Genomic DNA, 25,223 nt, shown 5'->3' with positions numbered 1-25,223 from the left:
ACCATGCTTCGTATCGGAGTGGATGTTGGCGGCACCAACACGGACGCGGCGCTGCTGCGCGGCGCCGAGGTCCTGGCCACGGTGAAATCCTCTACCACCGCGGACGTGACATCGGGCGTCAGCGCGGCGATCCGCACCGTTCTGGCCGAAGCAGGCGTTGCTGCCGGCGCGGTCAACGCGGTAATGATCGGCACCACACACTTCCTCAATGCGATCGTCGAGGGTCGGCATCTTGAAAAGGTGGGCATTCTGCGCCTTTGCGGTGCGGCGACGCGCTCCCTGCCACCCATGATCGACTGGCCGGATACACTTCGCCCCATCGTCGACGGGGGTGCCGCTCTGGTTGGCGGCGGCGTCAATTACGATGGTTCTGAGATTGCCCCGCTCGACGACGTGGCGATCCGCGCGGCATGCCGCGATTGGCGGGCGCGCGGCATCTCCGCCGTCGCGATCTGCTCGGTCTTTGCCCTGGTCGATCCGAAAATGGAAAACGACGCGGCGGAAATCGTTGCCGAGGAAATGCCCGGCGTGGCAATCAGCCTGTCGCACCGCGTCGGTCGCACCGGCCTCCTGCCCCGCGAAAATGCCACCATCCTCAATGCGAGCCTCCATACGCTCGGACGCGAGACGGTCGGCGCCTTCGGCGCGGCATTTGCCGCGCTCGGCCTCACCTGCCCGCTCTACCTGACGCAGAACGACGGCACGCTGATGGCGGCCGAGTTCGCCGAGCGCTATCCGGTCTTCACGATCGCGTCCGGACCGACCAACTCCATGCGTGGTGCGGCCTTCCTGACCGGGCTATCCGACGCAGCGGTCATCGACATCGGCGGCACCACCACGGATATCGGCATGCTGGTCGCCGGTTTCCCGCGCACCCGCAGCGAGGGCGCGGAGATCGGCGGCGTGCCGACTAATTTCCGTGTTCCGGACGTCTACTCTTTCGGGCTCGGCGGCGGCAGCATCATACGCCCCGGTTCGTCTTCGACGATCGGCCCGGATTCGGTCGGATTTCGCCTGCCGGAAAAGGCTCTCTGCTTCGGCGGGGACACGCTGACGGCCACCGACGTCGCCGTTGCTGCCGGCCTTGTCGACCTTGGCGAGCGCGACCGCCTCAGCCGCATCACGCCGGAATTTGCCCAGCAGATGCTGGCGCAGATGAAAGCCAGCATCGAAACGGTGCTGGACCGCATGAAGCCGAGCGCCGATCCGATCCCCGCCATTCTTGTCGGCGGCGGCTCGGTGCTGGTCGAGGGCCTGCTGGAGGGAACCTCCGTTTCGCTGAAGCCGGATCATTTCGGCTCGGCCAACGCCATCGGCGCGGCAATTGCCCAGGTCTCCGGCGAGGTGGACAGCGTGGTTTCGCTGGAAGGCACCACCCGGGAACGCGCACTGGAATCCATTGTCGCTGAGGCACGGGCGCGCGCCGTCGAGGCCGGCGCCGACGCCGAGACGACCACCCTTGCCGAAATCGAAGAAACGCCGCTGGCGTACCTGCCCGGCAATGCCGTTCGCGTCGCCGCGAAAGTGATAGGGGAGTTGCGGGCATGAAGTACTGGACGCTCAGCGAAGCGGATATCGATCGCATCGCCATCGGCTGTGGGATTCTCGGAACCGGCGGTGGCGGCAGCACCTACCATGGCCTTCTGCGCGCCAAGGCGCTCCTGCGCGAAGGCAAGCGCATTCGCATGGTGCGCCCCGCCGACATGGCACCGGATGCGCAGATCCTGGGTATCGGCGGCATCGGCGCCCCGACGGTGGGCATCGAAAAGATCCCGGAAGGCAGCGAGGGCGTCCGGCTATTGAACGCGCTCGAACGGCATCTCGGCCGCAAGGTCGATGCGGTGCTCGGTGACGAGGTCGGTGGCGGCAACGGCATTGCGCCGATGCTGACGGCAGCGATGGTCGATCTGCCTGTCGTCGATGCCGACGGCATGGGTCGGGCCTTCCCGGAAGTGCAGATGACGACCTTCTTCATCCACGGCCAGGCGGTGCAGCCGGCGGCCCTTGCCGACGCCGACGGCAACGTGCTCGTCGTCACCGACGCGACGACGCCGAAGATGCTGGAGAAGCTGTTACGCGCCAGCACCATTGCCATGGGATGCACCGCGCTGATGACGACTGCGCCGATGTCCGGTGAATTCGTCCGCCGTTTCGGCGTGCCCCACACCACCAGCCAGGCGTGGAGCCTCGGAGACGCCGTCATGAACGCGCGCGCGGCCAAGGAGGACCCGGTCGAGGCCATATTGAAGCAGTCCGGTGGTGTGCGGCTGATGCGCGGCAAGGTGACCGATATCAGCCGCCGCGTCATGGCGGGCTTCACCCGCGGCAAGCTCACGGTTGCGGGCCTGGATGCCGACGCAGGCCGGACACTCACCGTCGACATCCAGAACGAATATCTGATCGCGCGCGAAGGCGAAGAGATCATCACCATGGTGCCGGACCTGATCTGCATCGTGGATTCGGAAACCGGCCGGGCGATCGGCACGGAAGAGCTGCGCTACGGCCTGCGCATCGACGTGTTGTCCATGCCTGCACCGGTGCTGCTGCGCAGCGAGATCGCGCTCGCCTCCGTCGGCCCGCGTGCCTTTGGTTACGATTTCGACTTTGTGCCGATGGGCGTGTCTGCGGATGCGCCTGCCGTACCCCATTACAAAGAAGACGCCTAAGCGTCCGCCCCTCCAGAACTCGATTGGGAGCCCGACATGAACCGCCGCAATTTCTTGAAAACCGCCGCCCTCACCGCTCGCGCCACAGCCGCCGCATCGCACTGGAATTTTGCGATGGCCGAGGGTACCAGCAGCATCTTCACGCTCGCCTATCCGACGAGCTTTCCGGACCTTGACCCGGCTACCTCGTTTTCCAACGACGGCGCGGTGCTTGCCAATGTCTACGAAGGGCTGACGCGCTACATTCCCGCGACCGACAAGGCCGAAGCCAAAATCGAGCCCCTGCTCGCAACCTCCTGGGACGTGAGCGCAGACGGCAAGACCTGGACGTTCACCCTGCGCGATGGCGTGAAGCTCCATGACGGCAGCCCGCTGACGTCGCAGGCGGTCAAGGGCTCGATCGAGCGGACCAAGAAGATCGGTGGTGGCGCGTCCTTCATCTGGGGGCCGGTTGCGTCCATCGAAACACCGGAGCCACTAAAGGTGGTGTTCCTGCTCTCCGAGCCGTAGCCACTCGACCTCATCGCGTCGGCCGGCTTTGCCGCCTGGATCTACGCGCCTTCCTCGCACGACAAGGATGCGTCCTGGTTCAACACCGGCAACGATGCAGGGACCGGGGCGTTCAAGATTTCGCGCTACGAGCCCGGCCAGCGCGCTGTCCTCGACCGCGTCGAAGGTTATTGGGGCAAGGTGCCGGACGGCGCTTTCCAGACGATCTCCTTCGAAATCGTCGAGGATGCGACGCTCGCCCAGAACATGATCGAGAGCGGCCAGGCCGACTGGACCTACAGCCTCCCTTACGAGAATCTGGAGGCGTTGAAGTCCAATCCCGACCTGAACGTGGTCGTGAACCCTTCTTTCGAAACGCTGTTCGGCCTCTACAACGTCAAGCGTGCGCCGCTCGACAAGGTCAAGGTGCGTCAGGCCCTGTCGCTCGCCTTTCCCTATGACGACGTGATCTCGGCGGGCACGAGCGGCTTCGGCACCCGCGCCAAGGGTGTCGTCCCGGCCGGTATCTGGGGCCACGATGCCAACGCGCCGATCCCGAAGACCGATCTGGAAGCAGCCAAGGCATTGCTTGCCGAAGAGGGCATCGAGCCGGGCCTGGAACTGGTCATGACCTATTCCACGTCCCAGGCGATCGAGGCGGTGGCAGGCGAGCTCTGGAAGGCCAACTTGGAGACGCTCGGCATCACCCTGAAACTCCAGCCGATGGCATGGGAAGCGCAATGGCAGCTCGGCAAATCGAACCCCGAGGCGGCGCAGGACATTTTCGTCATGTTCTGGTGGCCGACCTTCGTCACCCCCTACGACTACCTCTTCAACCTGTTCCACAGCGAAGAGAAGCCGAACTTCAATCTCGGCTACTATTCCAATGCCGAGGTGGACACCAAGATCGATGACGCGGCCAAGCTCTCGGGCACGGACCGCCCGCGCGCCGAGGCGCTGTTTATCGAGGCGCAGCGCAAGATCATCGAGGATGCGGCAGCGATCTTCATGCTCGACCAGCCGAACGTCCATATCATCCGCGCTGACATCAAGGGCTACGCCGACAATCCGGCCTATGGTCACATCGCCTTCGTCAACGATCTGAGCCGGTAGGGCACGCGGGGGGTCTGATGGAACTTCTACGCTACATCCTGCGCCGCACGTTTCTCTCCGCCTTCGTGTTGGTGGGCGTGACCTTCCTGGTCTTCGTGGTGGCACAGGTCGTTCCGTCGGACCCCGCATCGCTCTATGCGGGCCCGCGTCCCACGGCCGAGCAAATCGAAAAGGCGCGCCAGGAACTCAATCTGGACGCGCCTCTCCCTGCCCGTTTCGCGACGTTCGCCGGCGCCATGGCGTCCGCCGATTTCGGCATATCCTACAAGTCCAGGCGTCTCATCGCGGAGGATCTCCGCGCCTATCTTCCGGCCACTCTCGAGCTCGCCATCTTTTCGACCGGCCTTGCGCTCCTGATTGGCATTCCGTTCGGCGTCATTGCTGCAGCGCGGCAAGGCGGCTGGGCAGACCGGCTCTGCAGTTTCGGCTCGATCGCCGCCGTCGCAATGCCGACCTTTTTCCTGGCGATGATCCTGCAGCTCATCTTTGCGCAATGGCTGGGCATCCTCCCGCTCTCCGGGCGACTTTCCAGCGCGCTGCCGAATGCCATGGGCCCCGCACTGACGGTGATCGGCCTTTCCTTCGCCTATGCCCTGACCGGCGCGGTGCTCATCGAGATTATCTTCGCCTGGCCGGGTCTTGGCCGTTACGTATCCGAAGCGATCCTTGCCAAGGACTTTCCGGTCATCGCCGCCGTCACCATGGTCGTGACCATCTGTTACGTCGTGATGAACCTTTTAATCGACATCACTCAGGCCCTTGTCGACCCGCGGGTGGCGCTGTCATGAAAAAGCTTGTCAAACGCCTCGGCTGGCCTGGCACCTTCGCACTGGCTGTCATTCTCATCTTCGTGCTCGTTGCGCTCCTCGCACCGTAGATCGCGCCCTATCCCCTGCAGGGGGCCGGCGGGCCTAATGTCGCCGCCAAGCTTTCACCGCCCTCTGCCGACTACTGGTTGGGGACCGATCATCTCGGCCGGGACATTCTGAGCCGCATCGTCTACGGGACGCGGGTATCCCTGACGAACGGCATGCTGATCGTCGCCTTCTCCTTGCTGATCGGGCTGCCGATCGGTCTTGCCGCCGGCTACTTCGGCGGGTGGATCGATGAAGCGCTGATGCGCGGTACCGACGTCTTCCTCGCCTTCCCGGCGCTCTTGCTGGCGGTGCTGATGGCCGCAGCCCTCGGCCCAGGCTTTCTCAACAGCGTCATCGCCGTCGCCGTCACCTGGTGGCCCTGGTATGCGCGACTCGCCCGTGCGGAGGTGTTGGTGTTGCGTGGCCAGCCCTATGTCGAGGCGGCACAGCTCTCCGGCGTCTCGCATTGGCGCATCATCCTGCGCCACATCCTGCCGGCGACCGGCAGGCCGCTGACGGTGCAGGCAGCCCTCGATGTCGGACCGGCGCTTCTGACCGCCGCCGCTCTCTCCTTCCTCGGCCTTGGCGTATTGCCGCCGACTGCCGACTGGGGCCAGATGGTCGACGCTGGAAGAAAGTTCTTCCCCGCGCGCTGGTGGTATTCTGCGATGCCGGGCCTGACCATCTTCGCTATCGCGCTCGCCTTCAGCGTGCTCGGCGATGCGCTTCGTGATCGCAAGGGAGGGACTGGCCGTGCCTCTGCTTGATATCCGCAATCTTTCGGTCAGCATCCCGACATCGGAAGGTGACGTTCACGCGGTGCGTGCCGTCAGCCTCGAGATCGAGCGCGGCGAGATCCACGGCGTGATCGGTGAGTCCGGCTGCGGCAAGACCATGACCGGGATGGCCGCACTTGGCCTTGCGCCGAAGGGTGCCCTCATCGTTGCCGATCGGTTCCATTTCGACGGCGAGGATCTTCGCGAGCGGGCCACGCAACTGCGTGGTCGGCGCATCGGCATGATCGCCCAGGATCCCGCAGCCGCCCTCAATCCCGTGCTCAGCATCGCCAGGCAAATGGACGACGTGATCCGCGCCCATCGGGACCTGTCGCATCGGGGCCGGCGCACCGAGGCGATTGAACTTCTGGCCGCAACCGGGCTGCCTGACCCGGAGAGAGTGCTCCGTAGCTATCCACACCAGCTTTCGGGCGGCATGCAGCAGCGTGTGGTCATCGCGCAGGCGCTGGCGACCGGCGCCGAGTTCCTCATTGCCGACGAGCCGACCACTGCGCTCGACGTCTCGGTCGGTGCTCAAGTCCTGGCATTGCTACGCAAGCTGGTAACGGAGCGCGGGCTCACCGTGTTGATGATCACCCACGACATGGACGTCATTGCAGAGGCCTGCGATCGCGCCACCGTGCTCTATGCAGGTCGCTCGGTCGAGACCGGCCCGGTCGACGCCGTGCTGCAAAGTCCCGGGCATCCCTACACCCGGGCCTTGCTCGCCGCACTTCCGGACGCCGCGCCGCTTGGCGCACGGCTGGCGGCCATCGAGGGCTCGATACCGCCGCCGCGCTCGGCGATAGCCGGCTGTGCCTTCGCCTCGCGCTGTCCCCAGGCACTCCAGCAGTGCGCAGCCACGCCACCGCCGGGGCGCAACCGGGCCGCACATCGCTGGCTATGCCATTTGCCGGAGGACGCTGCATGACCACGGCCCCGATACTCGACGTCGACAACCTCGTCATCCGCTACCGCGCCGGCCTCTTCGCGACACGGCCAAAACCCGCGGTCAACGGTGCGAGCTTCCGTTTGGCCAGAGGCGAGACCCTCGGGATCGTCGGCGAAAGCGGATCTGGCAAGACAAGCCTCCTGCGCGCCATCCTTCGGCTTCTTCCGGTGGAAAGCGGGCAGATCCGGCTTGAAGGACAGGACTGGCTGGCGCTGAAGGGCAGCGCTCTGCGTCGGGAACGCCAGAAGATCGGGGTCGTGCTGCAGAACCCGATCCTGTCGCTGAGCCCGAGATTGGCGATCGCCGATATCCTGGCCGAGCCAATCCTGGCGCAAGGCGGCCGACAGGACGCCGCGATGCGCGACAAGATCGCGGGCCTGTTGTCAGACTGCGGGTTGCCGGCCGATTTTCTCGATCGCCGCGCAGGCGAACTCTCCGGTGGGCAGGCACAGCGCGTGGCGATCGCCCGCGCACTGGCTCTGGAACCGAGCCTTCTCATCCTCGACGAACCGACATCGGCGCTCGACGTCTCGGTATCGGCGGCGACGAATTGCACGCAGCAGAACGAGGCGATCAGAGACTGGCTGGCCGAGCATCGGAAGGCGCGAACGCGATCGATCATTGACCGCCTGATCGCGGGGAAACGATCGGGGGAGATCCCGGCACATGTCGATGAAATTGCCATAGGCGATTGCTGCGCAACCTTGCTGCACGGGCTTTCGGTTCAAGCACGCGATGGAGTTGAACCGCGTCGTCTTCATGCCATGGTCGACGCTTTTCTCATCGGTTTCGATTCAATGGTCAGCGCGCGTTGAATGCACCGTGGTCGCGGCCCCGCAGGTTGAGTTCAGACAAGTCCGCACCGACGGCAGACGCAGCGACAGTTGCAAGAACGAAGAGAAGCGATCGGTAAGACGGTTTGGACAACGCATCCTTGCAGGTTGGGCCGCCCGTTCAGCGATCGGCCTTTCGCCGCCTAACCTGATGGTGCTTGTGCGGCTGCGATTTTTCCAAGCATTTCTTGCAGCGGCATTTCCGTTTCTTGGAAAACCTCGCGCGCCTCTTGCAAAAGCTGAATGGCAGATCCGTAAGATCTGACGTTGGCATGGATCGTTGGGACGTCTTGTAGCGTGGCCGCATAGTCATTCGGCACGCGCCGCATCACGTCGATAACCTCTTCAAAGAGATGGATTGCATTGCTCGCCACCTCTCGCACGCGCTCTGTAATTTCGCCACCATCCTCCACGAGCAGGTAGTGAAACAAATCGGGGACTGCGCGGGCGACGTTTGCACTCGCTCGCGCCCACAATAACTCATTGTCCTCTCTTTTGCGCACCTGAAGCACATCACCCCAAGCCGTTGCTGCCGCACGCAAGAGTCTGTTCCTGTCGATTGTCGGTGATGCATATGCCAGTCAGCCAAGCGCAGACGCGAGATTGTTGTTGCAGGCGGCCCAGATATCGGGATCGCCTGACTGCCTGATCCCGGCAAGAGCCTCCCGAACTGATGGCTGCAAGATCGGTTCACCTAGCTTCGAACGGCTCTTCCCGCAGTGTCGAAGATGTGGATATCCCGGCGGCGCGCGGTGAAATTAACGCTCTGCGTGCGTGAAAATGCACTCTCCCCATCGACCTTGACCAAAAACTTTTCACGGGCGCCGTTCAGGTCCAGATAGAGTATTTGCACCTCGCCGAGATGCTCCACGAGATCGACGGTTCCGGCAAATGTCGGATCCGTCCCATGACTGTCGCCTATCCGTATGTTTTCCGGGCGAATGCCGACGCTGATCGCCTCGCCCCTTGAAAGGCTGCCACGTTCTGCCTCAATATCAAGGACCACGCCGCAGTCAAGCTGGCAGCGTGCCGATGTCGCGGAACGGCCCACGACCTTACCTTTAAGGATGTTCATTGCCGGTGAGCCGATGAATTGCGCGACGAAGAGGTTCGCCGGCTTGCGGTAGAGATCGGTCGGCGTGCCGACCTGCTCGATGTTGCCGTCCTTGAAGACGACGATACGGTCCGCCAGCGTCAGCGCCTCGACCTGGTCGTGGGTGACGTAGATCATCGTTACTTCCGGCATGCTCTGCTTCAACTTGGCGATCTCAATGCGGGTGGCGACGCGCAGCGCGGCATCCAGATTGGACAGGGGCTCATCAAATAGAAAGACCCGCGGATTTCGCACAATGGCACGCCCGATCGCCACGCGCTGCCGTTGCCCGCCGGAAAGCGCCTTCGGGTGGCGTTGTAGGTACTCGTCGAGCTGGAGTATTTCGCCCGCCTTTCGCACCCGCATATCGATCTCCGCCTTCGGCGTTCCGGTGATACGCAGTCCGAAGGCCATGTTCTCGTAGACGGTCATATGCGGGTAAAGCGCATAGGACTGGAACACCATGGAGATGCCGCGCTTGGAGGGCGCGACGGCATTCATTCGCTCGCCATTGATGACGAGGTCGCCTGACGTGATTGTCTCAAGGCCGGCAATCGAGCGCAGCAGAGTGGATTTCCCGCACCCAGACGGGCCGACGAAGACGATGAACTCGCCCGACCTCATCTCAAGGTCTATGCCGTGCAGGACTTCGAGATCACCATAAGCCTTGCGAATGTTTCTCAGCGATAAATCGGCCATCGTTCCCGTTCCGTTATTTGCAATTGCAAGACAGCGCGCCGTCAGGGCGCGAGCCCGGCCAGGAACCGCGTGACCGGACCCGGCTTTCTGTTGATGATCTCGAGATCGTTCTTGCGCCGGATGGCATGCCGCACGACGCGCGCGCCGAGATAGCGCAGCGGCTCGGGCGGAAGCCGCGTGCGCTTTTCAATGCCAACCAACCCACACCGGCTCCAGGCGTCGTCACGCCCGAGCACAAGGCTTGCCATGATGCGGCCGGCGACGGGCGTTTGCGCGATGCCCGTACCGTTAAAGCCCATCGCGTAAAAGATGTTCGCGTGGTCCTTCAGATGGCCGAAGACCGGCAGGTGCTGCGCCGTGCAATCGATCGGGCCGCTCCAGTCGTAAAGGACAGGCACATGCTTCAACTCAGGATACACCCGGTGCATCTCGCGGATATTGTCGGCGCCGCCGTCGCCGCTGCGATTGAAGCGGGCGTCAATGCGGTCGGCATAGGCGATGCCCCCCGTGCCCCGGCCGAAGACGACGGTGCCCTCGGGCGTGCGCTGGTAGTAGAGCACATGCTGCTGCGCATCGCAGATCGAGGCGCCGTCCGTCCAGCCGATCTGCTCCAGGACATCGCGCGCCGGCGCCGTCGCGATGACCTGGCTGCTAACCACGTAGAGATAGGCATGCAATTCCGCGATGGCCGAAAGCCAGGCATTTGCGGCGAGCACCACCTTGCCGGCGGAAAGCACGCCGCATGCTGTGCGCAGTTGCGGCGTGGAACCGGGCACGATTTCGAGAACCGGGCTCTGCTCATGGATGATGATCCCCCTTTCGAGGGCGAGCCGTCGCAGGCCGAGGGCGAGCTTTGCGGGCTGCACGGTTCCCGCCCTCTCCTCGATGATGCCCACATAGGAGACGTCCGAGCCGGTGCGGCGCAGGATATCGGCGCGCTGGAGCGGATGCAGGCGGTCCTCGGCGAGCGTCCGGCTGAGGTCGCGGGCCGCAGCCCAGGCCTCCTCCTGCGCGGTCGAACTTGCCGTCCACAGCCAGCCGTCGAGTCTCAGATCCATGTCGATGGCACCGGAGGCCTGCAGGCCATTAAGCTCCTCGATGGCGTCGGCGGTCGCCCGGCACAGCATGAGCGCGTCATCCTCGCCGACAAGCGCGCGCAGCATGTCGATTTCGGCAAACCAGCTATGGACCTGGCCGCCGTTGCGACCGGAAGCTCCGGAACCGCAGAAATCCGCTTCGAGCACGGAGACACGCGTTTCGGGCGCTTGTTCCTTGATCCTCAGCGCAGTCCACAGGCCGGCATAGCCACCGCCGACGATCGCGACGTCGCAATCCGCGCTGCCCTTGAGGGGCGGCGTGACGGCATCCGCCGCAATGCTCTGCAGCCAGAAGGAACGATCGCCCTTCGGTGCCGCGACGGGCGGCCTCATCGTGATGGTGTTCATGTTCCCGCCCTCTCGGTGCTGCCGATGACATCGTCATATTTCTTAAGCAGCCATTCCGGGATTGGCCGGATGGGCTGCGGGAAGCCGCCGAGATGGGTGCAGGTCTCGGATGCTCTTTCGGCGGCGCTGTCGAGCGCGGCCTGTCCGGACAGGTCTGCGAAGAACCGCGACATGATGAAGGTCGCGATGAAGCTGTCCCCTGCACCGCAGGTATCGACGACCGTGACCGGCACAGAACCCGCCGCGAACACCGTCGAACCATCATGATAGAAGGATCCCCGCCTGCCGCAGGTGACGACGACCTGTAGTGCGCCCGCGGCCCTGAACCGCGCGATCAGCGGCTCGACCGGCTTGGTCGGATCGTCCGGACCGGAGGCGAAGACAAGCGGCACGCCATCGAGCGAAAGGTCGAAATGCCGTGTGGAAATGTCGATGCTGAAGGGAATGCCATCGGCGACGAGCCGGCGGATGAGCCTTTCGCTGGAATTTGTGCCGAGATGCAACCAGTCGGCTTGCCGCAACGCCTCGTAGCGATCAGCATTTGGAACATAATCCTCGCCCACTCCGAGCGACTCGAGAAGGAAACGTCGCTCGCCGGCATCGTCCGTCAGCAGCGTCACAGCAGACGCGCCGGGACGGATTTCGACATCGTTGCGATCAAGCCCCGCCTCCGCGATGGCGGCAAGCATGATATCGCCTTCCGCATCCGGGCCCAGCGCACCGAAATAGCGGGCATTCAACCCCTGTTGCCGCCATTGGACGGCGACATTGAGGGCATTGCCGCCCACGGTGACGAACCCTTTGCTCAGATAGGCATCGAGGCAATTGTCGCCGACGGCGATCAGGTTGGGATTGGCCTTCGTCATTCTGTGTCCGTTTCATCGAGATGGGGTGCAATGGCTTCGAGGCATCGCCGCCAGGCGGAAACGGGGTCGAGCGCATAGGAGCCGTTGCCGAAAGGTTCGAAAGTCAGCGTGCCGGCGAAACCGTGCCTGCCAATCTGCCCGATATAGTCGTCGAGCGGCAGGTTGCCGTCGCCCCAGGCAAGATGCCCCGCCGGCGTTCCATCCACGACATGCACATGCGCGATGCGCTTGCCGAAGCGCGCGAAATAGTCGCCGACGCTGTCTTCTGCCGTCGCCATGGCGACGAGGTCGAGAACGATATCGATATCGTCACCGTTGAGCGCGCGCCAGAAGCTCTCAAGCGCATCGGCATTGGTGACGATGTTGCTTTCGAGGCGCTGCAGCGGCTCCAGCAGGCAGGAGACGCCAAGCGCGCGCGCATGGGCGGCGATCCGGTTGATTGACTGGATCGAATTGGCCCAGGCGGTTTGTCGGCTTTCGCACTCGAAGCCGCGGCCCGGCGTCAGGAAGAGATATTGCGCTCCCAGCTCCGCGCAGACATCGGCGGCCTGCATGAAACGCTCGACGCTGGCCTCGCGGTAGGCGCTGTCGCCGGAGGCGATGTTGATCGGATAAAGAACCTGCTCTGGCGTGAAGCAACGTACGGCCAATCCGTTGTCGCCGAGGATCGCCTTCACCTCCGCAAGCCGTGCCTGGTTGTCGTGGAAGAGATCGAGATGCGGGGCGACGCCCCAGAGCTCCATCTGCTGAAGGCCCATGGCGCTGAGCTTTTCGGCTGTCCAGCGGAAGGAATGGTGCTGAAAGGAGAAGTTCGCACCGATGAGCTGGGTTCGTTTCAACATGTGCCCGCCCTATTTTCCGATGCCTTCGGCCAGCCCGCGGATGAAGAAGCGCTGGGCGGCGAAGAAGGTGATGACGATGGGAAGTGCGGAGAGCGTCATGGCGGCGAAGACGACGGCATAGTTGGTTCCGTGCTTTGCCATGATGGAGGTGAGGCCGACGGGCAGCGTCTGCAAATCCGCGCCGCTGGTGAAGATCATCGCGAAGAGATACTCGTTCCAGGCGAAGAGCACATGCAGGATGACGCAGGACACCAGGATCGGCTTGCACAGCGGCAGCGTCACCTTCCAGAAAATCTGCCCTTCGCTGGCACCGTCCATGGTGGCGGCCTCGTCGAGATCCCGCGGCAGCCCGAGCATGTAGGCGCGGATCAGGAAGGTCGTAAAGGGAATGCGGAAGGCGGTGTAGAGGATGATCAGCGCCCAATAGGTGTTATAGAGGCCCAGGCCCTGCATCATGCGCACGAGTGGGATGACCGCGACCGTCGGGCTTAGCATGAGGCCACCGAGCACGATGCCGACGAAAAATGGCTTTCCGGGCAATTTCGAACGCGTGAGGCCATAGGCTGTCCAGGCGCTGACCAGCACCGTGCAGACGGCCGATCCGAGCGTGACGATGACGCTTGTCGCGATGTAATTGCGGATGCCCTGGTTCCAGGCCGAGATATAGTTTGCGATGCTGAAGCCGCTCGGCAGCGCGAAGGGGTTGCCGAAGATTTCGGCATTGGTCTTGAAGCCGTTCATCGCCATCCAGAACAGCGGATAGAGCACGACGAAGCCGAGGCTGATCAGGAAGGTAACGAGGCAGGTCTTCGCCAGCACGGCGGCGAAGTCGGTGCGCTCGGTTTCCCCCGGTTGATAGGTGACGCTCACAGATCGACCCTCCGTCTCTTGGTGTACCAGAGCTGCGCGAAGCCGGTGATCAGCGTGATGACGAAGATAACCGTTGCGATGGCCGCGCCATAACCGAAGTCGTTTTCGATGAAACCCTGCTGGTAAAGCCATGTGCCGAGCACCTGGCTGCTGTTGTTCGGCCCACCGCCGGTCATCACCATGACCTCGTTGAAGACCTGGAACGCACCGGTGATCGTGACGATTACCATCAGGCCGGTCATTTCGCGGGTGAGCGGAAAGGTGATGTTCCATAGGCGACGCCAAGTCCCTGCCCCGTCCATGATCGCCGCGTCGTAGAGTTCGCGCGGGATCTTCTGGATCGCGATAGCGAACAGCAGCGTCGAATAACCGAAACCCTGCCACTGGCTCATGGCGATGATAGCGTAGATCGCGGTGCCCTCCTCGCCGAGCCAGGCGCGCGACCACTCCGCAAGCCCGATCTGCGTCAGCGCCGAATCCATTAGGCCGATATCGGGCTGGTAGATGAAATAGAATAGAAGGCCGGTGACGGTGATCGAGATGGCCGAGGGTATGAAATAGACGGCGCGCCAGAACCGGCGCCATCTCTCATCGGCAAGCCCCTCGATGAGGGCCGCCAGCACGAACGCGCCGAAAACCTGGAATATGACGGAGATGACGGCATAGAGCGTGTTGTTTACGATCGCCGTCCAGACGACCGGGTCGCCCTGCAGGCGGCGGTAATTGTCCAGTCCTATAAAAGCGGTCTCGCCTGTGAAGATGTCCTGGTTCTTCGTGCTCACGACGAAATTGTCGATGATGGGATAATAGACAAACCAGAGGATCAGGACGAACGCGACCAGCACCCAGCGAAACGACAGGATCCCGGCCAGCGGGCCGAACCGATGGCTTTGCGCCCGGTCCGGCCCGGCGAAGCCGATTTTGACGGCTTCACCATTCTGCTCGTGCTTCATGACAGTCATCCTGGGCCGATCCTTACTTGGACGAAGTCGCTGCTTCCTTGACCCGTTCCATGACCTCTTCGGGTGTCATGGAGCCGCCGATCAGCGCCTGGAGACCGGAGAGCCAGGCGGCCGCAACGCGCGGCGGATTGGCGGTATCGAGCCAGGGCATCAGATAGGAGGCGTCGGCGATCACCCTGAGGCCGTCGACCACGGCTGGGTTCATGGCGTCTACCGAATATCCGCCGACCGTCGCGCTCGGCTGGCCATAAGGCGGCGCGGAGAGAACCTTGCCGTTTTCGGCCGAGGTGACGAACCTCATGAAATCGATCGCAAGCGGAATGTTCTTGGAAGCTGCATTGATCATGTAGCCTTCCGGCGCGCCTTCGACCGCCTTGGGGTCGCCCTTGGCATCCTTCGGCACCGGCAGCTTGAAGAAGCCGAAATCTTCCCGTTTCAGCGCACCGTCCGCGGTCGACTGGTCGAACTCGATGATTTCCTGATAGTACATGGCGGACTTGCCGTTGCTGAACTGCTGCAAGGCCGAGGCGTAGGATGAGCCGTTCGTGCCTGAACCATTAGAGCATTCGTCGATGAGCTGTTTGAACTGTGTGAGGCTGGCGACATAACCGGGATCGGCAAATTCGGCCGTAGCAGGGATGAAATCCTTTTCGAGCGTGGCCTGCGGCACGTTGTAGGCTAGCAGCTGCCCGGCATAGTGCACGCCCGGCCAGCCTTCCTTGTTGCCGAAGGAGATCGGCGTGACGCCGGATTTCTTCAGGGCGGCGCAGGCGCCGAGCAGCTCCTCGAAGGACTTGGGCTCAGCGACACCCGCCTTTTCGAACAGGCTCTCGTTGTAGCCCATGAACTTGGCGTCGAGATAAAGCGGAATGCCGTAAAGCTTGCCATTGTACTGGAAGGCGGAGACGGCAGCGGTCGCGAGCGACTTGCCCCATTCGGTATCCGGACCGATGACCGGGGTCAGATCGACGGCGCGGTTGCCGCGCACGAAATTCTCACCCCAGCTGCCCGTCCAGGTGAAATAGACGTCGGGCAGCGAATTGGAGGCCACGAGCGCCTTCGTCTTGCCCTTCACGCTGTCGTCGCTCTCCTGGATGAGCTCGACCTTCACGCCGGGGTGGAGCTTTTCATAGTCCCGGGCGGCATCGACGAAGAAGGGAGAAAGCTGCTGCAGACCGAATTTCGTCAGCACGCTGACCGTGCCGGAATAGTCGACCGTCGCATTGGGATCGGCGACGACCGGCTCCGCGCCAGATGCAGCAGCGACGCTGCCGATGACGAAGGCGGCAGCAGCGATCGACCCGAGGCTCGTCGTGCTCAAGAACGGATTGGCTTTCATTTCGCAGTTCCTCTCTGTTGTCTTTCGTTTCTTTGGGACATGCAAGGTCGGGGAACGGTCCGGCGTCGCCGCCGGACCGGAAAACCTCAATATTCGACGCGCTTGTAGTAGCGGCGCGTGGTCAGCGGATGGTCGCGCAGCACCTCCAGATGCGCGCTCAAGCGCTCCAGCATTGTCGCCAGGACAATCGGCGAGATGAGACTGCGCGTCCTGGCCGAGACGCCCGGAAGGTCGGCGGCAGCCGCATCGAGAACGCGCACCTTGTCGGTGTAGCGCTTGGCGAAGTTCTCCACGCGGTCCGTCAATGGGCGGAAGGCATCCTCGCCCTTGAAGATGAAGAGGCTGACACCCGGTTCCACCAGTTCCAGCGTGCCGTGGAAGAAGTCGGATGCCTGCACGGGGCGCGTGCGGATCCACTGCATTTCCTCCAGAATGCACATGCCGTAGTAGTGCGCTTCCGGCCAGACGGAACCGGCGCCGGTGAAGATGTGGTAGTTTTCGTCCTTGATTTCCCGGGCGAGCGCGGCGGCCTCGGCCTCGTAGCCCTCCTTCACCGAAACCAATAGCTCCGGCAACAGCGCCAGTTCGCCAACCGTCGCGTCGAAATCGGCGTATTCGCCGCGCTCGGCCAGCAGCGCGAGCACGATGAGCAGGGTCTGGAGGTAGAAGGATTCCGAGGACGTATCGTCTTCGGCGAAATTGGTGAAGTTGTAGTCGGCGTCGCGGCCGAGCGGCGTGTCCTTGTGCCCGGTGAGCGACAGCGTCTTCACCCCGCGCTCCTTAAGGAAGGCGAGAAGCTGCACGCTTTCCTTGGTCGTGCCCGACAGCGAGGGCAGCACGACCAGCGCCTTCTCGTTGAGGCCCGCCGGGGGCTCCAGCACGACCTGCGCCGAATAGGCGGCCGAAACCGGGAATACCGTCAAAGCGCGCGCAAGCTCGATGGCCGGCTGCGTTAGGAACTGCACGCCGCCGGTCCCCATGAAGAAAATGCGTTCCAGACCGTCGTCGAGCAGACCGCGCATCAGGGCGCGCATGTCGTCGGCGATTGCGACTGCACCGCTTTGTATCTTCACAAAGCGATCTCTATCGAAGTTGAGCATTTGTACCTTCCCGTTTTGCGCTGCGCGAAATCGCCTTTGAAGCGAGGTGGCGTCCCAACGCGAATAAACTTCGAGACGATGTGAGATCGATCTCACATATATTTAGCGCACAAGACTTTCGCGCTGGCAAGTGGGCGTCTCGAATTTTTTGAGGCGGGGTTTGCGGCGCTCAGACGCCGCCGCGGCGGCTCACCGAGCCGCGAACTATCAGCTTGGTTTCAAAGCGGATTTTGCGCGGCGGCTCGAATTTGCCAGTGAGCCTTTCGAACAGCACCCGAGCAGCCGTGCGGCCGATCTCGGAGACGGGCTGCGAAACGACGGTAATCTGCGGATCGGTGAAAGTCGCCAGATTGAAGTCGTCGAAACCGATGAGCGAGACGTCGTGCGGGATGGAAACCCCCATTGACCGAAAGGCCAGGAGCGCGCCTTGCGTCATCAGGCTGTCGACGGTGAAAAGCGACGTCGGCGGTGTCTTCTGGCTGAAGAGCCGTATGGTCGCATCGACCGCGTGCTCCACGGTGGATTGCGACACGGCGACCATACGGTCGTCGGCCGCGATCCCGGCCGCGGCGAGCGCCGACCTATAGCCGCTCCTGCGCTCGCGTGAGGTAAAGATACGCATGTCGTCCTGCAACAGGCCGATGCGGGTATGGCCCATGCCGATCAGGTATTCGACGGCCTTGCGGGCGCCGCCCTCGTTGTCGACGACGACGCTGTCGCAATCGACGCCCTCTGCGACACGGTCGATCAGCACCAGCGGCACGTTCTCGTCGACCAGACCCTGGAGGTGGGCGTTGTTGCCCTCCGAGGTCGGCGCGACGATGAAGCCGCGGATGCTTAGTGACCGGAGGCTCGCCAGAAGGGAAATTTCCTGCGCCAACTCCTCCTCGCTGCTGCCGATGATGAGATTGTGCCCGAACTCGCGGGCGAGGACCTCGATATCGTGCGCGATGCGGGCGAAGAACGGGTTCTGGATATCGCCGAGGATGCAACCGACGATCGGCAATTGCCCGCTACGCAGCGCCTGCGCGAGGCGGTTGCCGCGATAGCCCAGCTTTTCCGCGGCCGCCTGGATCTTTTGGGCGGTTTCGTCGCCGACATATCCGTAACTGTTGAGAGCCCGGGCGGCCGTTGCGCGCGACACATTGGCCAGCGCCGCCACATCCTTCAAAGTCGCCGGTTTCTGAACCATGTCACCTCCAATCGTACGAGCAGGACGCTTCGCGATCCCTTGTAGCTTCGGATAGCACGCTCGCCTAGTCATGCGCGTGACGCACGGGTGCCCCTACAGCGACATCATTTACGAACGAGGCTGAAGGAGAAATGGCTGCCGCGATGGTAGTCGATGGCGTAGTTCACCGGCGCGCCGGCGGCGTTGAAACAAGTTTCGGTGATGAGAAGCGCTGGGCCGAAGTCCTTCAGACCATGACGCTCGACAATGTCGTCCGGCAGCATGACAGCGGAAACGCTAGCCGCCGACATGCGCGGGCGGTTGCCGTATTCCTCCATGAGCTGCATCAGCGAGCCGCTCCAGTCGATGTCGTAGAGGCGCCCTTCAATGAGGCTGCGCGGCATGTAGTCGATGCAGTAGAGGATCGGCTCGTCCTCGTGCAGGCGGATGCGCTCGATACGGATCACGCGGTCCGTCGGGCCAAGCCTTAGGCTCTCGGCGACGCACGCGTCCGGCGCCTCCTCGGAGATCGAAAGTACCTTGTTGACCGTCCGGTAGCCGTAGTGCCGCGCCATGTCCGTAACGCTCTCGAAGACGGTGATCGGTCGATCGACCTGCACGGCTGAGAGCGCCGAGACGAACCGGCCACGGCCATGCTCGACATTGATCACATCGTCCTGTTCGAGCAGTTTCAGCGCCTCGCGCAGCGCCGGCCGAGAAATCTTAAACCGCTGCGTCAGCTGTGCTTCGGTCGGCAACCTGTCGCCCGGCCTCAGCCCTTTATCTTTGATAAGATCGGCGATCCGGTCCCGGAGCTGGACAGCGAGGGTGCGTGAATCGCGAAGGGGCTCCTCCACCGGCGTGCCTCGTCATTGATTGTCGTTGCAACTTCCTTGTCTGACAAATCCGGGATGGTCAAGTGTAGGGCGTATGCAGAAACCGTGCGAGAGGTTGCACTTCCAGCCGCTCCAAGGATCGCCTTGACAGGCAACATCCACAATGTCCGTTGTCTTACAACTTTTTAATCCATGGCAATAAAGACATGTCCCTGCTGAACTTCGACGAACAGTAATCCCTGCGCATCCAGTCGGGCGTCTCGCCCTGCAGAAGCGGATCGACACGGTGATCGCCTCCTGCCTTTCGGCGGGCGCAAAAAGCATCTTCTTGCCCTGCACAGCCGCAGGAAACTCGCTGCCCTCAAGCTTATTTCAGGACAAGCCATCCGGACAGGATGATGATCGCCGCGCCCAGCAGCGTGTACAGCTCTAACGGCGTTGCGAAGAGGAAGATGCCGTAGAAGCAGCCCCAGATGATTTGACTGTACTGGAACGGCGCAACGACCGAAGCCTCGCCAACACGGAAAGCGCGCACCAGCAACGCATGTCCGCCCAGCATCAAGGCACCGCCCGCGACTGATAAGCCAAGATCGGTAAGGCGGAGCGGTGCTGGCTCGCCCGAAACAGCCGCAACCGCGAAGCCGACAGGCGTCATAACGACGAGCAGGCTGGCAACCAGCGCTTCATCCGTTTCCGTCACCTTCGCCCGGCGCAGCAGGATTAACGACAGCGCAAAAAGCACGGCAGATCCAAAGGCGGCGAGATGGCCGAGATTGAGCGGCGCGACGCCCGGTTTCAGCGCCACGACGACGCCGGCAAAGCCGATCAGTACACCGGCCCAGCCGATGCGCGACAGCCGCTCCCTGAGGAAGACGAAGCTCAGCATCGCCACCAGGATCGGCGTGAGGAAGGCGATAAGATAGGCTTCCGCAAGCGGCAACTTGGCGAAGGCATAGTGGATCAGCAGCGTATCGAACGCCAGCAGCAGCGCTCGCCAGAAGGCGAGCGACGGTTGGCGTGGGATGAGGCGGCGAAGACGGCCGGTTGCGAGTGCATGGACCAAGAGCAGAAGGAGAGCTGCAATGGTGACGAAAAAGGTCACCTGCGGCGCAGGCATCGTTCCCGCCATGATCTTGACGATCGCATCGGTTGCGGAGAACATAAAGAAGGCGGCGAGCACGAGCAGCGCGCCCCGACGGTTCGACGACGGCACGACCGGAGTGCCGTCGCTGTCTGCCACGGATGCCTCAGCGGACATTGAAGCGGCCAAACCGTTCCTCGATGCGGGACTGGGCATATTCCAGGCAAATCGAAAGGGTCCAGTAGATCATGGAGGCGGTAATCAGCATCTCGATATGTCGGAATTCCGTCTGGCCTTGGGTGCGGGCGAGATACATGATTTCCCAAACGCCTACGACAGATACCAGCGAGGAATCCTTCAGCATTGCGATAAATTGGTTGCCAGTCGGCGGGATGATGACCCGCATGGCCTGGGGCAAGATGACCAGCATCATCGTCTGCGCCGGAGTGAGACCGAGCGCGGTCGCGCCCTCCGTCTGACCGCGATTGATGCTCTGGATGCCGGCGCGAAAAATTTCCGTCATGTAGGCGCCGTAACACAGCGAGAGCGCGAGAATGCCAGCCGGTACGGCGCCGATCACGTAACCCACCTGCGGTAGGCCGAGATAGATGATGTAAATTTGCATGAGCAGCGGCAGTCCGCGGAAAAGCGACGTATAGAATGTTGCAAGCCCGTAGATCACGCCATTGTTGGAGAGTTTCGCGATGGCGCCGGCCAGCGCGATGATGGTGGCGATGACGATCGAAATCGCCGAAATGAAGAGCGTCGTCGTCACGCCCTGCGTGATGAGGAAGCCGATCTTCTTGGCGATGAAGGCGAAGGAAAGATTGAAGGAGTAGAAGAACAGCATCAGGAGCGCGAACAGCTCGAGCCAGACGGCGACGATCTGCTGGCGGCGTGACAGCTGGCGCAGCGCCTGCCAGTTGGCGGCGGCGATGAGCGCGATCAGCACCGACGAGACGACGCGGCTGATCGCTGGGTTCTCCTTCAGCCAGTCTGTCAAGGACGGCAGAACATGGCCGATCCAGGCGGAACTGACCCCGAGGGCGTAAAGGATCGCCACGACGATCGCAAGGATTAGCAGGCCGCCTGCCCTGCGCGACGCTTCGGGATAGGTGAGTATCAGTCGACCAATCATATTCCGCCCCATTTTATTGTAGAAGCTGTTTAAGCCGCACGCTCGCGCCACCAGTCCTGCGCCTGAAGTTTCCAGTAGGTGAGCTGTGCCACCGCAAGCCCCGCCAGGCCGCCGGCCCAGACGAGACCGAAAGGTTGGTAAAGCTTGTAACGTTCGCTTGTCCCCAAAATGCCCTCGGCAATGACCTTGCCGCCGATCGCCGTGGTATTGAGGCCGTGACCGCCAAAGGCCGTGCAGTACCAGATGCCTGGGCTCATACGTCCGATCTGAGGCATCAGGTGCCGGGCATAGGACATGAGGCCTGACCAGGCGAGCTCCGTCTTGAGTCCGGCAAGTTGCGGATAGGTATCGACCATTTCGGCCCGCAGTTCCTTGACGAGGCCTGCGGTCGAGGCAGCACGCGTGGTGATACGCCCGCCCCAGAGGATCCGGCGGCCTCCGTCGACGAGGCGGTAGTAGTCACCGGCCCGGCGGTTGTCGCCGATGGCGTGCTTCGTGGCGATCGCCGTGGCGATCAGCTCCGGCGCCTCCTCGCTGACCATCACATAGGTGGCAATCGGCAGATAGGAACGCTTTAACTTGCCATTCAGCGAACCGGTATAACCACCCGTCGTGAAGACGACGTCAGGCGCCTTCACCTCGCCCCGTGCAGTTTTCACACGTTTTTCGGAACCGGAAGAAATCACCGAAGTCGCCCGCGACTGCTCGCAGATGCGCCCCCCAAGCCGCTCGATCTCCGCCGCGATGCCACGTAGATAGTTAAGCGGGTGCATATGGAAGGCAGTCGGATTGCGCAATGCCTGGAAGTAACGCTCGGATTTGAGCACAGCACGCACGGCGTCTCGGTCCATGTATTCGAGCTCGTAGCCGTATTCGCGACTTATCTCGTCGGCATAGGCCTTGAGGCTCGCGCCATCGTCGTAACGCAGAACGCTCATGATGCCCGGTTCTGGCTTCGCATTATCGATGCCGAGCGTCTTGATGTTCTCGCGGATGAATTCCATGCCTTCGACGGAGAGGAGGTGCAGCTCGCGGGCCGCATCTTTGCCCGTGACCCGGGCAATGTCGTCGCCGCCGGTCGCATAACCGGGACTGACGAAGCCACCATTGCGGCCGGACGCTCCGAAGCCGACGCTCTCAGCCTCCAGCACCGTGACGCGCTTGCCGGCGCGAGCAAGCTGCAGCGCCGTCGAAAGGCCGGCAAGACCGCCGCCGACGATGACCGCGTCACATTCGACCGTACCCGAAAGGACTGGTCGCGCCGTCCGGTCCGCCATCGTTCGTTTATAGTAGGTGTCTGGATAAGTCATCGGCATGCGCCCCCCTTCGAATGGAAGGGTGCGGGCGAAAAGGCCCGCACCGGTGTTTATCAGTCGGCGCTGTAGTCCTTGCCATACCACTTGGTGGTGAGCTGGCCGAGCGTGCCGTCCTTCTTCATCTCTTCGACGATACCACCGACCTTGGCCGTCCAGTCCGGGTCGACCTTCTCGCTGATAACGACCAGCGGCTCACGGAAGGCATATTCGCCTTCGAGAACCTTGACCGGATAGCCATTCTTGATGGCATTCATCGCGGTCTGCTCGGGTGCGATTACCGCATCGAGGCGAACGCCAGCGCCGAGGCGAAGGTCGTCGAAGGGCAGCATGGAATCGGCGAATGTACGGACCTCACCCGGCTCCAGTTTGTATTCGATCGGCGGCAGGCCCGGAGCGTCGATTTCCAGCTTCCGGTTGATGAAGTCTTCCGAGGTCGTCGCCGTTTCGACGCCGATCACCTTGCCGTTGAGGTCGGTGACGGACTTGGCGTCGCTGTCCTTGTGCACGACGTACACATAAGGGCTGTAGTAATAGATGCCGACGAAATCGATCACTTGGGCGCGTGCCTTGGTGGGCGTTACGGAACCGACACCGAGGTCGTAACGGCCCTGCCAGCGACCGCCCGTGAGCGTCGCCCAGTCCGGCGTCTCGAAGCTCACCTCGACGCTGAGGCGCTTGGCGATCTCGCGCGACACGTCGATGTCGAAGCCGACCATCTCGTTGCTGTCATCGAGATAGCTCTGGGGCGGCCAGCCGCTGTTGGTGGCGACGACCATCGCCTTCTTTTCCATGACGCGGTCCAACGTCTCGCCAGCATGGGCCGATACGGCGGCAGCGACAAAGGCAACACCTACAGTCAGTCGCATGAAGAGCTTTTTCATGTGGTCCTCCTTGTGATCCGTCAGTTTGGATCCCCGTTTATGTAAGATGTCTGACAACGAAAGAGTCTCAACAGCTGCTGCCGCGAGTCAAGTGTCCACTGTTACCGATTCATGAAAGAACGAGATCAATACATGTCTCGTAGATATGAACTGGCCGATCGAGCGATCGGCCAGTTCATATCTAACCGTTTACTACCTCATGCGAGAAGCAAAACCGCTCCCGAAACGCGATCGAGATCGAAGAGCTTTGCTTCCATAAAGGGGAGCGTTGATCAGGATCATGCCATCTTAGGCTCGGGAGCCCTCAGGCGATCAGCGGTAGACTGAGCATGTTGGCAACGGCAACGATCAGCGCAGAATGGGTGCCCCCACAAAAGTCGAAATCGCCCGCCAGCAGCGGGTCCACCAAGCCTGTCAGAACCAGCACCAATCCTGCAACGATTGCCGCGTTGCGGGTCCTATCTGCGTCAGCAAGGCGTGCCGCGCCGAAACCGTCTGGCCCGCCGATCCCAAGACGCAACAACGCAAATCCATATGCGAAAAAAATAATAGCAAGCACGAGGTCGATCGGCGGGTGCCAACTTGTCCAAGAGGCGAAGCGCCGATGCTGCACACGCAAATCATATGCAACACGTGCCATAGGTCGTGTGCGGCGGGCGGAATCACAGCATTCGAAAAGTGTTGGGCATGGGCTGATCCCAGACCTGCGCACTGACGCCTCGGACGTTCAGATCATTGGAAGCGACGCAAACTCTCCACTAGACGACGTAAGTCGGCAGCACGCCGGCTTTCCCTCGCCTTGAACCCATTTGAACCCGAGAGCCCCCCATGGCGAGTCTATAGGTGGTTCCAAGGATTGACGACAGGGACTCCTGCCGCCTCAAAGGGGCTTGTATCGCGTGTCGCGATTGTAAATCCCTTGGAGGCTGCAATAGCCGCAATATATCCATCAGGTGTCGGGAATCCCTTCCCCCCTGCTCGCGCGGTGGCCGCAAGGCCGGCATAGTGCCGAGCCGCCGCAGTGTCGAATGACAACACGCGATCGTCGAACAGTTCGAGCAGGCCATCAAGCGTGTCGGCCAACGCTTTTTTGCGCCGGCCCTCCGGGAGCGCAGCGATGCCAAACAGCAGTTCCGCCAGCGTTACACTGGACAGATACAAGGTTTCGGCTACCTGGTCATTCAACCAATTGCGCACAGCCAAATCCGGGGCGGGCTTCATCGCCTCCGAGACGACATTCGTGTCCAGGACGATCATTCAAACCTCATTGGCTCTGCCGGCGCTTTGTCTCGCATCTGGTCGAACACTTCAAAATCATCATTGGTCAAGCCAATCCGCCCGCTCAACTCAGCCAAGGCATCCCCGATGCGAATACGCTGTTCGGGCTTTACCGCACGTTCCAGAATCTCGCGGACTTCCGCCTCTGTGCTACGGCCGTGATTTGCCGCCCGGACGCGCAAAGCGCGGTGCACTTCATCAGGTACATTTCGTACTGTCAGGATAGCCATAGTCAGACCCTCGCAGGCGCCTTCATTGACTGCAATATAGTTCCGATGCAGTCATTCCGCAAGTTTACCGCGGTCGAGTCAACGTGTATACGGCGATGCAGGGTGTGCGCGGAATTACCAACTCCCGCGTTCCCTCAATTCGATCCGGGCGGCCGCTTTCCGGGAAAGTCGAGGAGACGCCGAACTGAACGCGCAATCTCCTCGTAGACGTACACTGACGCTTTCGGGTTTTCACTTTCAATGTAGCTGAAGATCGCGTCTCGATCGTCAAGCGCATAGTGCGCCCAGACAAGACTCATCGGTCGCCAGCCGCGGCCTTGAAGCCTTCTCGGTCGGGAAGGGCGTCTACCGGCCCTTCTGGCCGGGGCTGCCCAATACCCGCCAGCAAAT

Annotated in this window: 24 protein-coding genes and 2 pseudogenes; 7 read left to right on the top strand and 19 right to left on the bottom strand. The window is 62.2% G+C overall.

Translation table 11 applies throughout. The annotated features are described in order from the left end of the window. Positions 1 to 3: 3 nt before the first annotated feature. From IB263_RS27870 to IB263_RS27835, 7 genes and pseudogenes are all read left to right on the top strand, one after another. Complete coding sequence (locus IB263_RS27870) at positions 4 to 1,548, top strand: hydantoinase/oxoprolinase N-terminal domain-containing protein (protein ID WP_112975019.1); 1,545 nt, start codon at positions 4 to 6, stop codon at positions 1,546 to 1,548. Further along, positions 1,545 to 2,666: a DUF917 domain-containing protein gene (locus tag IB263_RS27865; protein WP_060604921.1), complete on the top strand. Its 1,122-nt coding sequence runs from the start codon at positions 1,545 to 1,547 to the stop codon at positions 2,664 to 2,666. The genes IB263_RS27870 and IB263_RS27865 overlap by 4 nt, the downstream gene beginning before the upstream one ends. 36 nt (positions 2,667 to 2,702) lie before the next feature. Further along, a pseudogene (locus tag IB263_RS27855) lies at positions 2,703 to 4,268 on the top strand (ABC transporter substrate-binding protein). Positions 4,269 to 4,285: 17 nt separating this feature from the next. After that, positions 4,286 to 5,056: an ABC transporter permease gene (locus IB263_RS27850; RefSeq protein WP_112975016.1), complete on the top strand. Its 771-nt coding sequence runs from the start codon at positions 4,286 to 4,288 to the stop codon at positions 5,054 to 5,056. 167 nt (positions 5,057 to 5,223) lie between these two features. Then, positions 5,224 to 5,892: an ABC transporter permease gene (locus tag IB263_RS27845; protein WP_210338331.1), complete on the top strand. Its 669-nt coding sequence runs from the start codon at positions 5,224 to 5,226 to the stop codon at positions 5,890 to 5,892. Continuing rightward, positions 5,879 to 6,832, top strand: a complete 954-nt coding sequence (locus tag IB263_RS27840; RefSeq protein ID WP_060521269.1) for an ABC transporter ATP-binding protein — start codon at positions 5,879 to 5,881, stop codon at positions 6,830 to 6,832. Before IB263_RS27845 ends, IB263_RS27840 begins: the two co-directional genes overlap by 14 nt. After that, a complete protein-coding gene (locus tag IB263_RS27835) occupies positions 6,829 to 7,668 on the top strand; it encodes an ATP-binding cassette domain-containing protein (RefSeq protein ID WP_192439291.1) in 840 nt (279 codons plus the stop codon). The genes IB263_RS27840 and IB263_RS27835 overlap by 4 nt, the downstream gene beginning before the upstream one ends. 161 nt (positions 7,669 to 7,829) lie before the next feature. Here IB263_RS27835 and IB263_RS27830 read toward each other — a convergent pair whose 3' ends face one another. The 19 genes and pseudogenes from IB263_RS27830 to IB263_RS34255 all read right to left on the bottom strand — a co-directional run bounded on the left by IB263_RS27830 (position 7,830) and on the right by IB263_RS34255 (position 25,132). Further along, the gene (locus IB263_RS27830; protein ID WP_192439290.1) at positions 7,830 to 8,228 is read right to left on the bottom strand and encodes a hypothetical protein; all 399 of its coding nucleotides are present in this window, start codon (positions 8,226 to 8,228) and stop codon (positions 7,830 to 7,832) included. A 152-nt stretch (positions 8,229 to 8,380) separates the two neighbouring features. Further along, positions 8,381 to 9,478, bottom strand: a complete 1,098-nt coding sequence (locus tag IB263_RS27825; RefSeq protein ID WP_034798613.1) for an ABC transporter ATP-binding protein — start codon at positions 9,476 to 9,478, stop codon at positions 8,381 to 8,383. 41 nt (positions 9,479 to 9,519) lie between these two features. Further along, entirely contained in the window at positions 9,520 to 10,923 is a 1,404-nt protein-coding gene (locus IB263_RS27820; protein ID WP_112975013.1) for an FAD-binding oxidoreductase, read from the bottom strand. Then, on the bottom strand, positions 10,920 to 11,789 hold the full coding sequence (locus tag IB263_RS27815; protein WP_060529935.1) for a PfkB family carbohydrate kinase: 870 nt from the start codon (positions 11,787 to 11,789) through the stop codon (positions 10,920 to 10,922). The genes IB263_RS27820 and IB263_RS27815 overlap by 4 nt, the downstream gene beginning before the upstream one ends. After that, positions 11,786 to 12,631 (bottom strand): sugar phosphate isomerase/epimerase, encoded by an 846-nt coding sequence (locus IB263_RS27810; RefSeq protein ID WP_112975012.1) that lies wholly within the window; start codon positions 12,629 to 12,631, stop codon positions 11,786 to 11,788. Before IB263_RS27810 ends, IB263_RS27815 begins: the two co-directional genes overlap by 4 nt. 9 nt (positions 12,632 to 12,640) lie before the next feature. After that, positions 12,641 to 13,501 (bottom strand): carbohydrate ABC transporter permease, encoded by an 861-nt coding sequence (locus tag IB263_RS27805; RefSeq protein ID WP_060529937.1) that lies wholly within the window; start codon positions 13,499 to 13,501, stop codon positions 12,641 to 12,643. Next, entirely contained in the window at positions 13,498 to 14,454 is a 957-nt protein-coding gene (locus IB263_RS27800; protein ID WP_234824559.1) for a carbohydrate ABC transporter permease, read from the bottom strand. Before IB263_RS27800 ends, IB263_RS27805 begins: the two co-directional genes overlap by 4 nt. Before the next feature lie 22 nt (positions 14,455 to 14,476). Further along, positions 14,477 to 15,802 (bottom strand): ABC transporter substrate-binding protein, encoded by a 1,326-nt coding sequence (locus tag IB263_RS27795; RefSeq protein ID WP_060529938.1) that lies wholly within the window; start codon positions 15,800 to 15,802, stop codon positions 14,477 to 14,479. An 86-nt stretch (positions 15,803 to 15,888) separates the two neighbouring features. Then, entirely contained in the window at positions 15,889 to 16,902 is a 1,014-nt protein-coding gene (locus IB263_RS27790; protein ID WP_112975011.1) for an SIS domain-containing protein, read from the bottom strand. A gap of 169 nt (positions 16,903 to 17,071) precedes the next feature. Continuing rightward, entirely contained in the window at positions 17,072 to 18,064 is a 993-nt protein-coding gene (locus IB263_RS27785) for a LacI family DNA-binding transcriptional regulator (RefSeq protein ID WP_234824558.1), read from the bottom strand. Positions 18,065 to 18,198: 134 nt separating this feature from the next. Further along, a complete protein-coding gene (locus tag IB263_RS27780) occupies positions 18,199 to 18,930 on the bottom strand; it encodes a GntR family transcriptional regulator (protein WP_060529941.1) in 732 nt (243 codons plus the stop codon). Positions 18,931 to 19,276: 346 nt separating this feature from the next. After that, positions 19,277 to 20,149 (bottom strand): DMT family transporter, encoded by an 873-nt coding sequence (locus tag IB263_RS27775; protein ID WP_234824557.1) that lies wholly within the window; start codon positions 20,147 to 20,149, stop codon positions 19,277 to 19,279. 7 nt (positions 20,150 to 20,156) lie between these two features. Then, entirely contained in the window at positions 20,157 to 21,128 is a 972-nt protein-coding gene (locus tag IB263_RS27770) for an amino acid ABC transporter permease (RefSeq protein WP_112975009.1), read from the bottom strand. Positions 21,129 to 21,157: 29 nt separating this feature from the next. Beyond that, entirely contained in the window at positions 21,158 to 22,438 is a 1,281-nt protein-coding gene (locus IB263_RS27765) for an FAD-binding oxidoreductase (protein ID WP_112975064.1), read from the bottom strand. Positions 22,439 to 22,497: 59 nt separating this feature from the next. Then, entirely contained in the window at positions 22,498 to 23,325 is an 828-nt protein-coding gene (locus IB263_RS27760; protein WP_112975008.1) for a transporter substrate-binding domain-containing protein, read from the bottom strand. 304 nt (positions 23,326 to 23,629) lie between these two features. Beyond that, positions 23,630 to 23,965: a hypothetical protein gene (locus tag IB263_RS27755; protein ID WP_192439289.1), complete on the bottom strand. Its 336-nt coding sequence runs from the start codon at positions 23,963 to 23,965 to the stop codon at positions 23,630 to 23,632. 197 nt (positions 23,966 to 24,162) lie between these two features. Beyond that, on the bottom strand, positions 24,163 to 24,582 hold the full coding sequence (locus IB263_RS27750) for a type II toxin-antitoxin system VapC family toxin (RefSeq protein ID WP_060529946.1): 420 nt from the start codon (positions 24,580 to 24,582) through the stop codon (positions 24,163 to 24,165). Then, complete coding sequence (locus IB263_RS27745) at positions 24,579 to 24,833, bottom strand: hypothetical protein (RefSeq protein ID WP_060529947.1); 255 nt, start codon at positions 24,831 to 24,833, stop codon at positions 24,579 to 24,581. Before IB263_RS27745 ends, IB263_RS27750 begins: the two co-directional genes overlap by 4 nt. A 64-nt stretch (positions 24,834 to 24,897) precedes the next feature. Then, positions 24,898 to 25,132: pseudogene (locus IB263_RS34255) on the bottom strand (type II toxin-antitoxin system RelE/ParE family toxin). Positions 25,133 to 25,223 lie beyond the last annotated feature (91 nt).

The sequence above is a fragment of the Ensifer sp. ENS03 genome (assembly GCF_014852035.1).
Taxonomy (GTDB): domain Bacteria; phylum Pseudomonadota; class Alphaproteobacteria; order Rhizobiales; family Rhizobiaceae; genus Ensifer; species Ensifer adhaerens.
Note: the sequence above shows the minus strand (reverse complement) of the source record. Positions and strands in the feature narration are given on the sequence as shown.

What these genes read in the sequence shown, in the direction of transcription:
- IB263_RS27870 (WP_112975019.1), top strand. Translation starts at nt 4, where the DNA reads ATGCTTCGTATCGGAGTGGATGTTGGCGGCACCAACACGGACGCGGCG.
- IB263_RS27865 (WP_060604921.1), top strand. Translation starts at nt 1,545, where the DNA reads ATGAAGTACTGGACGCTCAGCGAAGCGGATATCGATCGCATCGCCATC.
- IB263_RS27850 (WP_112975016.1), top strand. Translation starts at nt 4,286, where the DNA reads ATGGAACTTCTACGCTACATCCTGCGCCGCACGTTTCTCTCCGCCTTC.
- IB263_RS27835 (WP_192439291.1), top strand. Translation starts at nt 6,829, where the DNA reads ATGACCACGGCCCCGATACTCGACGTCGACAACCTCGTCATCCGCTAC.
- IB263_RS27825 (WP_034798613.1), bottom strand. Translation starts at nt 9,478, where the DNA reads ATGGCCGATTTATCGCTGAGAAACATTCGCAAGGCTTATGGTGATCTC.
- IB263_RS27820 (WP_112975013.1), bottom strand. Translation starts at nt 10,923, where the DNA reads ATGAACACCATCACGATGAGGCCGCCCGTCGCGGCACCGAAGGGCGAT.
- IB263_RS27815 (WP_060529935.1), bottom strand. Translation starts at nt 11,789, where the DNA reads ATGACGAAGGCCAATCCCAACCTGATCGCCGTCGGCGACAATTGCCTC.
- IB263_RS27810 (WP_112975012.1), bottom strand. Translation starts at nt 12,631, where the DNA reads ATGTTGAAACGAACCCAGCTCATCGGTGCGAACTTCTCCTTTCAGCAC.
- IB263_RS27800 (WP_234824559.1), bottom strand. Translation starts at nt 14,454, where the DNA reads ATGAAGCACGAGCAGAATGGTGAAGCCGTCAAAATCGGCTTCGCCGGG.
- IB263_RS27795 (WP_060529938.1), bottom strand. Translation starts at nt 15,802, where the DNA reads ATGAAAGCCAATCCGTTCTTGAGCACGACGAGCCTCGGGTCGATCGCT.
- IB263_RS27790 (WP_112975011.1), bottom strand. Translation starts at nt 16,902, where the DNA reads ATGCTCAACTTCGATAGAGATCGCTTTGTGAAGATACAAAGCGGTGCA.
- IB263_RS27770 (WP_112975009.1), bottom strand. Translation starts at nt 21,128, where the DNA reads ATGATTGGTCGACTGATACTCACCTATCCCGAAGCGTCGCGCAGGGCA.
- IB263_RS27765 (WP_112975064.1), bottom strand. Translation starts at nt 22,438, where the DNA reads ATGACTTATCCAGACACCTACTATAAACGAACGATGGCGGACCGGACG.
- IB263_RS27760 (WP_112975008.1), bottom strand. Translation starts at nt 23,325, where the DNA reads ATGAAAAAGCTCTTCATGCGACTGACTGTAGGTGTTGCCTTTGTCGCT.
- IB263_RS27755 (WP_192439289.1), bottom strand. Translation starts at nt 23,965, where the DNA reads ATGGCACGTGTTGCATATGATTTGCGTGTGCAGCATCGGCGCTTCGCC.
- IB263_RS27750 (WP_060529946.1), bottom strand. Translation starts at nt 24,582, where the DNA reads ATGATCGTCCTGGACACGAATGTCGTCTCGGAGGCGATGAAGCCCGCC.
- IB263_RS27745 (WP_060529947.1), bottom strand. Translation starts at nt 24,833, where the DNA reads ATGGCTATCCTGACAGTACGAAATGTACCTGATGAAGTGCACCGCGCT.